The organism is Pseudomonas sp. MWU16-30322, from assembly GCF_020515535.1.
GTDB lineage: Bacteria > Pseudomonadota > Gammaproteobacteria > Pseudomonadales > Pseudomonadaceae > Aquipseudomonas > Aquipseudomonas fluorescens_H.
Genome location: NZ_JAIWYL010000012.1, coordinates 157820 through 169596 on the forward strand (window position 1 = coordinate 157820; position 11777 = coordinate 169596).

Below are 11777 nucleotides of genomic sequence, written 5' to 3' on the forward strand. Positions count from 1 at the left end.
GAAAAGCAAGATCACCGGATTACCGGACTTCCCCTCCCCCCATGCGACCCGCCACTTCCAGCGCTGCTTTTGTTAACCACGTCCTCGATGTCGCCGAACAATACGGTTGCGATGGCGATTGGCTGTTGCAGCAGACCGGACTCTCACGCGAGCAGTTGTCCGACTCGATTGTGCGCATTCCCATGCGCCAACTGCGTGCCTTGCTGGAACTGGCGGCGCTCAGCAGCAACCTGCCGCATTTCGGTCTGTTGGTCGGCACCGCCGCGCGCCCGGGCACCTACGGTGTGCTGGGTTATGTGCTGATGACCAGCGCGACGCTCGGCGAATCACTGAACATGATTCTGCGCTTCGGCAAGATCGTTTACGACAGCCCTGCCAGCCAGACCCGGATCGTCATCGGCGACGGTCGCGTGACTCTCGAAGATCAGCGCATCAGTGAACTGGAGCCTTACTGCGCCCTGCATCAGGAAGCCCTGATGGTCGGCTGGGGAGCGTTCGGTCGCTGGTTGATCGCGAGTAACCAGCCGATGCTGGAGGTCCGGATGATGCATCCGGCGGTCGGCGAGCCGGCGCTGTACGAAGACTTTTTTGGCTGTCCGGTGCAGTTCGAGGCCGGGAGCAATGCACTGGTGTTTGCCGAGTCGACGCTCTCGACGCGAATCCAGGGCGCCGACCCGCGCATGCATCGCAGCATGCTGCTGGAAGCCGACTGGCAGTTGTGTCTGACGTACCCGGCATTTTCCGTAACCGATCGCTTGCGTGCATTGCTCACCGAACAATTGCCAACCGGCGATTTCAGCTTGAAAAGCCTGGCCCGGCAGTTGGCGATTTCACCGCGCACCTTGCAGCGCAAACTGGCGGCCGAAGGGGAAAACTTCAATCAGGTACTGGAAACCATGCGCATGGAACTGGCCGACCATTACCTGCGCCGGACCGAGACCAGCATCATGAACATCGCCCTGATGCTGGGTTACTCGCAGGCCAGTTCTTTTAGCCACTCCTTCCGACAGGCACGCGGGATCTCACCGGTGGATTACCGCAAGTTGCTGCGGGCCCGATGAAGCGTCACTGGCCTATAGCTTGATTGGCCTGCGCTAAACCAGTGGACCTGACACCACCCAATTAAACCTGTGGGAGCGGGCTTGCTCGCGAAGAGGCCCTGTCAGGCACTTTATATGCTGACTAACACACCGCTTTCGCGAGCAAGCCCGCTCCCACATTGGCCTGCGCTGAGCCAGTGGTTCTGACACCACCCAATTAAAACCGTGGGAGCGGGCTTGCTCGCGAAGGGGCCGCGTCAGCCAATTCATATGCTGACTGACACACCGCTTTCGCGAGCAAGCCCGCTCCCACATTGGTCTGCGCTAAGCCAGTGGACCTGACACCACCCACAGGGGTAGGTCTGTGACTGGCAGTAGAAACAGCACGGGTTATTTGACCAGGCGTTTTTCCCTGGACGGTCGGTAGCCGAAGAACGCGCTGTAGCATTTGCTGAAATGGCTCGGCGAAACGAAACCACAGGCCACCAGCACTTCCATCTGCGACAGCTCGGTGTGCTGCAGCAGGCGCCGGGCTTCGGTGATGCGCAATTCCAGGTAATAGCGCTGCGGCGTGGTGCCCAGTTGCTCCTTGAACAAGCGCTCCAGCTGCCGCCGCGAGCGACCGGCATACACCGCCAGTTGCTCCAGCTCCAGCGGCTCTTCGAGGTTGGCGTCCATCAGTTTGACCACCTCGCGCAAGGGCGCGCTGACGCAGAGGTTTTCGTCCGGTTTGATCCGCCGGTACCGCGACTCCTCGAACGCCAGAATATCCTCGATGCCTTCGACCAGCGCCTTGCCGTGCAGGCCCTTGATCCAGTCCAGCGCCATATGGAAAGCCCCGGACGGACTCGACGCGGTGAGTCGATCACGATCAATCACATACGGCTCGCTGCTGACCTGGGTGGCTTTGGCAATCTCCGTAAGCGCCGGACGATGTTCCGGGTGGATAGCGCAACGATAGCCATCAAGGAGCCCAGCGCGGCCGAGAAACCACGCACCGTTCCACAATCCGGCCAGACCGACACCGCGCTCTGCGGCGCAGCGCAACAGGCTGATCAACTCCTCGCTGGCCTTCAGCTCGGTGCGGTAGCCGCCACACACCACCAGCAGATCCAGCTGAGCAAGACTGGCCGGGTCAATCCGCGAGTCCGGACGAATCACCAGTCCCAGATCGCTGATCACCTCTCCCTCGCCCAGACCGAACGTGCGCGAGCTGAACAGTCCGGCGCGCAACAGATTGGCGGTGATGATGGTATCCAGCGCCTGGGTGAAGGCCGGCAGTGAAAAGTGCTCCAGCAACAGGAAACCGGTGCGGGTGATGCGGGTCTCGGCGGCTTGCTCATTCAGATAGCGGAGGTTTTTACCCTTCATGCCTCCGCTGAATTGACGTCGTTCGATCAAGGTCTGGCCCATCGGTCATGTTGTTATCCGCCGATAGTTGGCTTGCCGGGCCAAAGAGTCAATCACGCTTGCGGCTGATGACTGGTCACGCAGTGAATCCCGCCGCCACCGGCAGCAATCGCATCGATGTTCAGCAACTCGACTTTGCGCTCCGGATACAGCTTCGACAGCAGGTCGTAAGCCTTCTGGTCGGCTGCCTTGTCGCCGAATTCCGGGGCGATGAGAGCGCCGTTGATCACGAAGTAGTTGATGTAACCGGCAGCGAAATCCGGGTTGTTCTGATTGAACTTGCTTTTGCGCGGCTTGAGCGGCGGCGAAATCGTGTGGATCTGCAGTTTGCGACCATCAGCGTCGGTGGCTTTCTTGAGAATCTCCAGGTGCGCCAGCGTGACCTGGTGATCGTAGGATTCAGGGTCGCTGTCGAGGTTGGCGATCACCACACCGGGCTTGATGAACCGCGCATAGAAATCCACATGAGCGTCGGTGATGTCCTTGCCCTTGATCCCCGGCAGCCAGATGATTTTGCGCAGACCCAGACGCGCCTTCAATTCAGCCTCGACCTCGGCCTTGCTCCAGCCCGGATTGCGGTTGCTGTTGACCCAGCTGCTCTCGGTCATGATCCCGGTGCCGTGACCGTCGACTTCAATGCCGCCGCCCTCGCCCACCAGCTCGCTGCGCAGGTACGTCGCCTGTGCGTCGGCGGCCACTCGCGCGGCGATTTTTGCATCCTTGCTGTGCCGCTGTTTATCGCCCCAACCGTTGAAATTGAAGTCCACGGCACCGAGTCCGCCCCTGTCGTCGATGACAAAATTGGCGCCGATGTCACGCATCCAGATGTCGTCGAGCGCGGCGGTCACGTAGGTGACGTTGCGGGTGCCGCAGTACTCTTCGGCAAGGCTGCGTTCGCCGCTGCGACAAAACACCGTGAGCGGTTCATAACGGGCAATGGTGCGGGCAATGCGGCCCAGCGCAGCCTGCACATCCGCGGTGAAATCTTCCCAGATCGCATCCTGTGCGCCGAAAGCGATGAAGGCGCGCTCGTGCTTGTCGCCCTCGTCCGGCATGAACCAATCCCCCGCGCTGGCCGCCAGCAATTTGCCCGACGTCAGGCCAAGGCCCATGACCGCAGCGCTGACACCTGCGGCGACTGATACCTGTTTGATGAACTCTCGACGCGTCGACATATCTGGTTTTCCTGAAAAGAGCCGGCGACCGGGCGCCGGCGGTTGAATCATGGCTGAGTGGCGGTTTTGAATTTGGTCCAGGTGCGCATCCGTGCACGCATATCGGCCTGAGGAATGTCCTTGCCCGGGATCAATCGAGCGTAGGTCACCTCATCGAGGTAGATGTCCGGGTTGTTGCGCATCGCCGCATCGACGCCGGCCCGCGCCTTGACGTTGGAAGTCGGGTAACCGGTGAAGTTACTGATCGCCGCCATGTTCTGCGGGCGCATCACAAAGTTGATGAACGCGTAGGCGTATTCCGGGTGTTTCGCATCGACCGGAATCGCCATCGTGTCCATCCACACCGTGGTGCCCTCGCGGGGGATGCGGTATTCGAATCGGGTGGTCTTGCCGGCGCTGTCCGAGGTGCGCTGGGCCTGGGTCATGTCACCGCTGTAACCCAGCGACAGGCACAGGTTGCCGTTGACCAGATCGGTCACCGGCTGCGACTGGAACTTGCGCACGTAAGGCCGCAGCTTCATCAGCACCTCACTGGCCGCCGCCAGATCCGCCGGTTTCGCGCTGCGCGGATCGCGGCCCAGATAATTGAGCACCACCGCCAGCACTTCATCCGGCGAGTCGATCAGCGAAATTCCACAGTCGGCAAACTTCGCCGCCAGTTCCGGTTTGAACAGCATGTCCAGGCTGTTGACCGGTGCGTCGGCCATGCGCTGCTGGATCTGCGCCGCGTTGTACGTCAGGCCGATGGTGCCCCAGGTGTAGGGCACGGTGGCTTTGCTTGAGTGTTCGTAATGGCTGCGCAATTTCTGCAAACCGGGTTCGATGTCGGCCAGCGCCGTCAGCTTCGATTGATCCAGCGGCAACAGGCTGCCGGCCCGCATCAGGCGCTCGGCCACGGTGTCGCCGGGGAAGATCAGGTCATAGCCGCTGCCGCCAGAGAGCATCTTCGCTTCGAGGGTTTCACTGCCGTCCATGACGTCGTAAATCACCTTGATCCCGGTTTCCGCAGTAAAGCGGCTCAGGGTGTCTTCGGCAAAATAATCGGCCCAGTTGTACAGCCGCAGGGTTTTGTCCTCGGCGTGCAGCGACGGGATCACGCATGTCAGCGCCAGACCCAGCGCGCCCAGCAGTCTTTTGTGGTGCGTAGCCATGTTCAAACCCCTTGAGTGTTCCAGCGTGCATGGAGGTGGCGGCCGTCCTGACTGAGCAGCGCGCCGTACATGTCCGGCCGCCGGTCGCGGTAGATGCCCCAGCTCAGGCGTTCTTCGCGCATCGCGTCGAGATCGAGGCGGCGCACCAGCACGCCGCTGCTGTCGCGACCGGCTTCGGCGAGCAATCGGCCTTTGTGATCGCTGATAAATGACGAGCCGTAGAAGCTCATTTGCAGCGACGAATCGGTGGTTGCCACTTCTCGCCCGACCCGGTTGGCGGCTACCACCGGCAGCAGGTTGGCGGCAGCATGACCGCGCATGGTCATCTGCCAGTGATCGCGGGAATCCAGCCCCGTGCATCCCGGCTCGGAGCCAATGGCCGTGGGGAACAGCAACACTTCAGCGCCCATCAACGCCAGGCAACGCGCAGTCTCGGGAAACCATTGATCCCAGCAGATACCCACGCCGAGGCGACCGAACGCGGTGTCCCACACGCGGAAACCGCTGTCGCCGGGGCTGAAATATTCCTTCTCCTGATAACCGATGGCGTTGGGGATGTGGGTCTTGCGATACACCCCCGACAGACGCCCGTCGGCATCGGCCACGCTCAACGAATTGAAGAAGGCGTTGCCGGCCCTCTCGAACCAGCTCAGCGGCAGCACCACGCCCAGCTCTTTGGCCAGCGCGGCAAAACGCTGCAGCAGGCGGCTGTCGCGGTATTCCTCGGCCAGCGTCAGATGCTTGTGGCTCTGTTCGATGCAGAAATACGGCGTGGCGAACAGCTCCTGCAACAGGATCACCTGCGCGCCCTTCGCGGCGGCCTCACGCACCAGTTGTTCGGCCTGATCGAGGTTGCGCGGCAGATCCCAGGTGCACGGCATCTGGGTGGTGGCGATGGTCAGATGGCTCATCGCTCAACCCTCCACCGGCCAGGCGGGCTGCTGCTGGGTGATGCAATGCACCCCGCCGCCGCCATGGGCCAGATGATTGATGCGCACCGGCACCACTTCGCGTCCGGGGAACGCCTGCGCCAGCACTTCGGCCGCCGCCTCGTCGGCCTCGATGCCGTAGGCCGGCATGATGATCGCGCCGTTGGCGATGTAGAAATTGGTGTACGAGGCGCAGAACACTTCGGCGTCGCTGTCCACCGCTTCGCTGGCTTCGAACAGTTCGATCAGCTCGAACTTGCGCCCTTGGGCGTCGGTCGCCAACTCCAATGCGCGGCGATTTTCCCGCACCACTTCGGCGTACACCGAACTCTGGTCATGCGTCGCATCCACCAGCAGCACGCCGGGACGGGCGAAGGCGCAGACGCCATCGACGTGGCCGTCGGTCATGTCGCCGGTGACGTAATCCGGATCGCCCGGCAACCAGATGGTTTTCTTCACGCCCAATAGACGGCTGAAGATTTCTTCCATCTCGACCTTGCCGATCCCCGGGTTGCGATTGGGGTTGAGCAGCACCGACTCAGTGGTGATCAGCGTGCCCTCGCCGTCGACATGAATCGCCCCGCCCTCGTTGCTCAACGGTGTACCGAAGCATTCCAGCCCCAGATGATTGAGTGCGCGCCGCGCGAGGCTTTCGTCCAGCTCATGCGCCGACTTGCCGCCCCAGGCATTGAAGCGCCAGCTGACACCGGCCAGCCCTTGTTGCGGGTGGCAGACGAAGCTTGGGCCAGAGTCGCGGCACCAACTGTCGTTGACCGCCAGCGGAATCAGCTCGATGTTCGGCCCGCACAGGGCTTTGGCGCTCGCTAGCGCCGACGGATCAACGACCATTTTCACCAGTTCGAAGCGTGCGATGGCGTTGGCGACCCGGGCGAAATCCTCTTGCACCAGCGGCAAGGTCACGCGCCATCCCGACTCCCACAGCGCCTGGTTATGCGGCCAGACCATCCACGTCGCGGCATGCGTCACCCATTCGGCAGGCATCATCCAAGCGTTGTTGTTATTCTCGTTGCGCGGCATGACAAGCACCTCTCGATTAAGCCATTGTGTTCAATGGAAATTGCCGTGATTTGGCTTGAGGTGAATGCTACTTAGCTGAAACCGCGCCAACAAACGATGGATTTAGCGCACAACTGATTAGAGGAACTTATCGATATGCTCAAGCACTGGCCGCCGCTCAGCTCGCTGCGCGGCTTCGAAGCGGCTGCGCGCCTCGGCAGTTTTCACAAGGCGGCCGATGAGTTGAGCCTCACTCAATCGGCGATCAGCCAGCAGATCCGCAGCCTCGAGGCGTACCTCGAACAGCCACTGTTCTTTCGCAACGGTCGCAGCGTCGCCCTGACCGATGCCGGCCACGATCTGCTCAGCACCACCCAGGCGATGCTGCAGCAACTGGCGGTCGGCATCCGGCGTCTGGGGCAATATCAGAAGCCCAACCAACTGGTGCTCAACACCACGCCGGCGTTTGCCCGGCACTGGCTGCTGCCGCGTCTGGCGGATTTTCGGCGCCAGCATCCGCAGGTCGATCTGTGGATTTTCAGCACCGATGAAGTGCCGGACATGGCCACGCAAACCATCGATCTGGCGGTGCGCGACGACATCAGCTCCCAGGCTGAATGCAGCTTCAAGGTGCTGCATGCCGACCGCCTGTTTCCGGCGTGTCATCCCAGCGTTTTGGCGCAACCTGCCGCGCAGCGCACCACCCTGCACGGTGAGCGGGAAATGGATTGGAGCCACTGGGCGGTGGAGGCAGGCGTCGATGTCGGGCAGCAGGATCAGGGGTTGAATTTTTCCGATCCGGGCTTGTTGCTCGATGCCGCTGCGGCGGGGTTGGGGATTGCGCTGGTCAGTCAGTTGCTCAGCCGTCAGGCGCAGGAAAACGGGCTGCTGCAACCCGTGGTGGAGCAAACCATTCGTGGCCCGAACTGGGCGCTGCTGACGCATCGCGACAGCGAGAATGACCCGATGGCGCGATGCTTCAGTGAATGGCTTTCAAGCCAACTGGCGGGACCTGATCCGCACAGTCAGACGACCGTGAGATAACCCGCACCGAGCCGGCCTTCCAGACGACCGAACAGCACGTAATGCTGATATCCACTGGTGAACGCACCCGTGGAAATCGCGTTTTTTACGTCCTGGTTCATCTGCAGGTATTGCGCCTCGTCGAAGTTCTCCGCACTGACTTCGCCGGTTCGCCCAAGCTTTTCGCTTTCGACCGGCAACCCCATGATCGTGCGCCGCTGGAAGTCGATAATGCGGTTGACGGCGTGGCTCTCCAGCGGTCCGCGGTTGGATTGGGTCGAGTAGATGTGCAAGCCGTTTTTTGCGCAGCGATTGCACATGTCGACGCAATTTTTCTGAGTGGACTTCAGGCCGGTCAATTGCGCCAGAGGCATGTCCAGATACTTGCCGACCTGGTATTCGGTCTGATTGAAAACGGAACAGCACAAAACAGTATTGCCGTTGCAGTCGAGCACCAGCCAGTCATCCTTGAGCGAGCACGCTTGCTTGGGATACTGACGGACCAGATTGACCAGATCGTCGAAGGGCGGCAGCGCCAGCCTTTTCAGGGTTTCATGATCGGTATCTGTCACCGAAGGGTCGCGCTCGATCAGCGCCAGCGTTTTCTCCAGCGGCATCATCACTGAATACCCGGTGGAGAACTCGAAACCCAGACTCTGGCTGAATTCGCGCATCAGCCCCTCTTCTTCCATGTTGTCCAGATAACGGTGGTAGTAAACCTCGATGCGCGTACTCAAGCCATGTTGCTGCTTGAGTTCATGAAGTTTGATCATGTTGGCCTTGACCACTTCAATGTCGCCGCCCACGTGCCCCTGCTGGTAAGTCTCCTGGTAAAACCCGGACAACGAAATACGGAAGAACCACGGGTTGGCCAGCATGGCGGTTTCCATGTTCTTGGCCAGGTTCAAGTTGGAACTGATACCGCTCTGCAAACCGGCGGCATTGATGATCTCGACAAACTCACCGATTCGCGGGTGGATCAACGGCTCGGTCCAGTTGTACAGAAAGATCGTCTCGACCCCTTCGTTGCGGGCCTTCTCGACGATCTTGCGGAACATGTCGACTTGCATGGCTTTCTTGAAGTTGACGTTTTCCGAGTTGCCCATCGGGCACGAAGGGCAGCTTAAATTGCACGCGCCGACAATATCGATGTACATGTTCATGACGGGTGACGCTCCTTGAGTGAATAGCGGTGCATCCACAGCTGGCGACTGTCATGGTTGGCGTTATTCGTTAGTTATTTGACAGTCCCGGAGCGCGGCTCAGCAAGTTCCGGGCCATTACCATGGTGCGCCATCAACGCCACGATCCAATCGATAAATACCCTTAGCTTTTGGCTGATATGCCGGTTCGGTGGGTACGCCACATAAAGCGGCATCGGTTCGAGTTGCCAGTCCTCGAACAGCGGCACCAACTCACCCCGGGCCTGATGTGCGTGCGACATGTACCTCGGTAACCACAGCACGCCCATGCCGGCCAGACCTGCCGCAAGGTAGGCATTGCCGTCATCGACCGCCAGCACGTGACGCCCCTTGATTTGCAGATGTTCGCTGCCGTTGTGCAAGGCGTATGGCACCGGTTTGCCGGTGCGCGCCCAGAGAAAGCCGACCACCCGATGATGCGAGTCTTCCAGCTCCCGTGGATGCAGCGGCGTGCCGGCGCGGGCCAGATAACTCGGCGCGGCGAAGACCCCAAGCTGAAGATCGGCAACCCGCCGCGCCATCAGTGACTGATCGAGCAATTCGCCGCCGCGCACCACGCAATCGACGTTCTCATCGATGATGTCGACAATGCGGTCGCTGACGCCCATGTCGATCTGAATATCCGGATAACGCGCGTGAAACTCAGGCAACGCCGGCATCAGGATCAGCCTCGCCAGCGGACTTGGCACATCGACGCGAAGGCGACCTCGGGGTAACGCCGAGGCGCCGGACAGACCGGTTTCAGCGTCGTCCATATCGGCCAACAGCTTGATCACTCGCTCGTAGTAAATCGCGCCATCAGCAGTGACGTTGACCTTGCGTGTGGTGCGGTTGAGCAACTTGACCCGCAGCCGTGCCTCCAGTTGCTGCACCAGTTGCGTCACGGTGGTCTTGCTCATGTGCAAGGTCTCGGCAGCCTTGGTGAAACTCCCCGCCTCGACCACCCGGGCGAACGCCTGCATTGCATCAAAACGGTCCACTTTTCGCCCTCGGATTGTTTGGATTTTGCAAACAGTGAACGCCAAGGTTGCGCGTTTATCGCGGCTGCGCAAGCCCCTAAAGTCACTCCATCGTCAATGACCAAACAATGATGGAGACACCCATGACCCAGCGCGACGTCGTTTTCCCGCCAGCCCGCCATGCGCTTTACGAGCGTCATCGCTATTCGCCGGCGATTCGTTCCAACGGTTTCCTGTTCGTCTCGGGACAAGTCGGCAGCCGTGAAGATGGTTCGCCCGAGCCGGATCTGCAGGAGCAGGTGCGCCTGGCCTTCAACAACCTCAATGCGATTCTCGACGCCGCCGGTTGCAGCTTTGCCGACGCGGTCGACGTCACGGTGTTCATGGTCGATCCACAATCGACCTTCGAAACCATCTGGGAAGTGGTGCCGGAGTTCTGGGGCAGCGCGCCGTATCCGACGATCACTGCGGTCGGCGTGACCTGGCTGGCCGGGTTTCAGTTCGAGATCAAGGTGATCGCCAGACTGCGCGAAACGGCCTGATCGTCTGGCGGATTTGCACCGGGGGTCGGCAGTCTTCAGACTGTCCGGCCCGCCTACCCCTTTTCCACAACCGCCATGTCAGACCTGTTATTGAAGCCCGCCCTGCCCGGTATCGCCTTACGACGCTGGCGCCTGCTGCATCGCGTCAAACAGACGCATGCGGCGCAGTTGTTCAACGTCACCCAGTCGACCATTTCTCGCTGGGAAAGCGGTGTGCAGGCGATGGAGCCTGTCGCGCAGCAACAGCTGGAGCGCTTGCTGGCTGCGCACCTGGACAGCGCGGCCGATCAGGTATTGGCGCGTCTGGTCGGGGAAAGTCAGCGGCCGATGCACCTGATCTGCGACCTCACCCACCGTTTGCTGGCCTGCTCTCCTGCGCGTGCTGCCGAGTTCACCCAGCCCTTGAGTACGTTGTTGGGACAGTCGCTGTGGCGCTTCGCAACGCCGGAAATTGTGCTTAGTGAGTCGGCCCTGACGAGCCGTGGCTGGCACGAGATTCAGGCGCCGCCGGCCGTGGAATTCAGCACCGGCAGCAATGCCTCCGACCTCGTGCCGATTCGTCCCAGCCTGTGCCGCTGGACGCGCATTGCGCTGTCTGACGGCAGCGCCGCGCGTCTGGTGGAAACCCTCTGAGCGCATATTTTATGCGTGGACGCCAAGTGTCTTCAGTTCTAGGCTGAGCTTTTCGGCGTATTCAGCCAGGCAGACACATGAACCTCGAAATCATCAACGGCCGCCTCGATTTTCTGCGCGAAGCAGAAAAACTCAAGGACATCCTGCGCAGCGCGCACACCTCCAGCGGCCGCACCGAAAGCACCGCCGAACACAGCTGGCGCCTGTGCCTGATGGCGATTGTCTTCGCCGATCAACTGGCCGGCCTCGACCTGCTCAAAGTCCTGAAGATGTGCGTGATTCACGATTTGGGCGAAGCCATCAATGGCGATATTCCTGCGGTCAATCAAGCCGCGTTCCCCGACAAGGGCGAACAGGAGCGCAACGACCTTCTGCTGCTGACCCGTTCGCTCGATGAAGCACTGCGCAACGAGATTCTGGCGCTGTGGGACGACTACGAAAATGCGCAGTCCGCCGAAGCCAAAGCGGTCAAGGCATTGGATAAGCTGGAGACCTTGTTGCAGCACAATCAAGGTTTGAACCCGGCGGATTTCGACTACGGTTTCAATCTGGGCTACGGCAAGAAATACACCAGCGCCGACCCGGTTTTCGCCACCCTGCGCGAGCTGATCGACCAAGACACCCGACAGCGCATCAGCGACCGCCAAAGCGGCACCGAGCGATCCTGAATCAGTTGTTGCATCTCAGCCCCAACCG

The 11777-nt window shown here is 60.7% G+C and carries 12 protein-coding genes; 5 read left to right on the forward strand and 7 right to left on the reverse strand.

Translation table 11 applies throughout. The annotated features are described in order from the left end of the window. Positions 1 to 41: 41 nt before the first annotated feature. Positions 42 to 1061, forward strand: a complete 1020-nt coding sequence (locus tag LCH64_RS23890; protein ID WP_226501468.1) for an AraC family transcriptional regulator — start codon at positions 42 to 44, stop codon at positions 1059 to 1061. Between the two features lie 369 nt (positions 1062 to 1430). On the opposite strand, the gene LCH64_RS23895 is transcribed toward LCH64_RS23890, so the two are convergent. The 5 genes from LCH64_RS23895 to LCH64_RS23915 are packed head-to-tail and all read right to left on the reverse strand — an operon-like array spanning position 1431 to position 6743. Beyond that, entirely contained in the window at positions 1431 to 2453 is a 1023-nt protein-coding gene (locus LCH64_RS23895) for a GlxA family transcriptional regulator (protein ID WP_103520607.1), read from the reverse strand. Between the two features lie 50 nt (positions 2454 to 2503). Further along, on the reverse strand, positions 2504 to 3625 hold the full coding sequence (locus tag LCH64_RS23900; protein ID WP_226501469.1) for an agmatine deiminase family protein: 1122 nt from the start codon (positions 3623 to 3625) through the stop codon (positions 2504 to 2506). 47 nt (positions 3626 to 3672) lie between these two features. Then, positions 3673 to 4776, reverse strand: coding sequence for an extracellular solute-binding protein (locus LCH64_RS23905; protein ID WP_226501470.1), 1104 nt, complete (start codon positions 4774 to 4776; stop codon positions 3673 to 3675). A 2-nt stretch (positions 4777 to 4778) separates the two neighbouring features. Then, entirely contained in the window at positions 4779 to 5687 is a 909-nt protein-coding gene (gene aguB / locus LCH64_RS23910; protein ID WP_226501471.1) for an N-carbamoylputrescine amidase, read from the reverse strand. 3 nt (positions 5688 to 5690) lie between these two features. Next, positions 5691 to 6743, reverse strand: coding sequence for an agmatine deiminase family protein (locus LCH64_RS23915; RefSeq protein ID WP_226501472.1), 1053 nt, complete (start codon positions 6741 to 6743; stop codon positions 5691 to 5693). A gap of 135 nt (positions 6744 to 6878) precedes the next feature. On the opposite strand from LCH64_RS23915, the gene LCH64_RS23920 reads away from it, so the two are divergent. Further along, entirely contained in the window at positions 6879 to 7766 is an 888-nt protein-coding gene (locus tag LCH64_RS23920; protein ID WP_226501473.1) for a LysR substrate-binding domain-containing protein, read from the forward strand. Here the strand turns inward: LCH64_RS23920 and LCH64_RS23925 are convergent. Both LCH64_RS23925 and LCH64_RS23930 read right to left on the reverse strand, forming a co-directional pair. After that, entirely contained in the window at positions 7748 to 8908 is a 1161-nt protein-coding gene (locus LCH64_RS23925; protein WP_226501474.1) for a radical SAM protein, read from the reverse strand. The genes LCH64_RS23920 and LCH64_RS23925 overlap by 19 nt on opposite strands. 74 nt (positions 8909 to 8982) lie before the next feature. Then, positions 8983 to 9927, reverse strand: coding sequence for a LysR family transcriptional regulator (locus LCH64_RS23930; RefSeq protein WP_226501475.1), 945 nt, complete (start codon positions 9925 to 9927; stop codon positions 8983 to 8985). A 122-nt stretch (positions 9928 to 10049) separates the two neighbouring features. On the opposite strand from LCH64_RS23930, the gene LCH64_RS23935 reads away from it, so the two are divergent. The 3 genes from LCH64_RS23935 to LCH64_RS23945 all read left to right on the forward strand — a co-directional run bounded on the left by LCH64_RS23935 (position 10050) and on the right by LCH64_RS23945 (position 11749). Then, entirely contained in the window at positions 10050 to 10448 is a 399-nt protein-coding gene (locus LCH64_RS23935; protein ID WP_226501476.1) for a RidA family protein, read from the forward strand. Between the two features lie 75 nt (positions 10449 to 10523). Beyond that, positions 10524 to 11081 carry a helix-turn-helix transcriptional regulator gene (locus LCH64_RS23940; RefSeq protein ID WP_226501477.1) on the forward strand — a complete coding sequence of 186 codons (558 nt, stop codon included), beginning with the start codon at positions 10524 to 10526 and terminating at the stop codon, positions 11079 to 11081. A gap of 77 nt (positions 11082 to 11158) precedes the next feature. Continuing rightward, positions 11159 to 11749: an HD domain-containing protein gene (locus LCH64_RS23945; RefSeq protein ID WP_226501478.1), complete on the forward strand. Its 591-nt coding sequence runs from the start codon at positions 11159 to 11161 to the stop codon at positions 11747 to 11749. Positions 11750 to 11777 lie beyond the last annotated feature (28 nt).

What these genes read in the sequence shown, in the direction of transcription:
- LCH64_RS23925 (WP_226501474.1), bottom strand. Translation starts at nt 8,908, where the DNA reads ATGAACATGTACATCGATATTGTCGGCGCGTGCAATTTAAGCTGCCCT.
- LCH64_RS23940 (WP_226501477.1), top strand. Translation starts at nt 10,524, where the DNA reads ATGTCAGACCTGTTATTGAAGCCCGCCCTGCCCGGTATCGCCTTACGA.
- LCH64_RS23935 (WP_226501476.1), top strand. Translation starts at nt 10,050, where the DNA reads ATGACCCAGCGCGACGTCGTTTTCCCGCCAGCCCGCCATGCGCTTTAC.
- LCH64_RS23945 (WP_226501478.1), top strand. Translation starts at nt 11,159, where the DNA reads ATGAACCTCGAAATCATCAACGGCCGCCTCGATTTTCTGCGCGAAGCA.
- LCH64_RS23900 (WP_226501469.1), bottom strand. Translation starts at nt 3,625, where the DNA reads ATGTCGACGCGTCGAGAGTTCATCAAACAGGTATCAGTCGCCGCAGGT.
- LCH64_RS23895 (WP_103520607.1), bottom strand. Translation starts at nt 2,453, where the DNA reads ATGGGCCAGACCTTGATCGAACGACGTCAATTCAGCGGAGGCATGAAG.
- LCH64_RS23905 (WP_226501470.1), bottom strand. Translation starts at nt 4,776, where the DNA reads ATGGCTACGCACCACAAAAGACTGCTGGGCGCGCTGGGTCTGGCGCTG.
- LCH64_RS23890 (WP_226501468.1), top strand. Translation starts at nt 42, where the DNA reads ATGCGACCCGCCACTTCCAGCGCTGCTTTTGTTAACCACGTCCTCGAT.
- LCH64_RS23915 (WP_226501472.1), bottom strand. Translation starts at nt 6,743, where the DNA reads ATGCCGCGCAACGAGAATAACAACAACGCTTGGATGATGCCTGCCGAA.
- LCH64_RS23920 (WP_226501473.1), top strand. Translation starts at nt 6,879, where the DNA reads ATGCTCAAGCACTGGCCGCCGCTCAGCTCGCTGCGCGGCTTCGAAGCG.
- aguB (WP_226501471.1), bottom strand. Translation starts at nt 5,687, where the DNA reads ATGAGCCATCTGACCATCGCCACCACCCAGATGCCGTGCACCTGGGAT.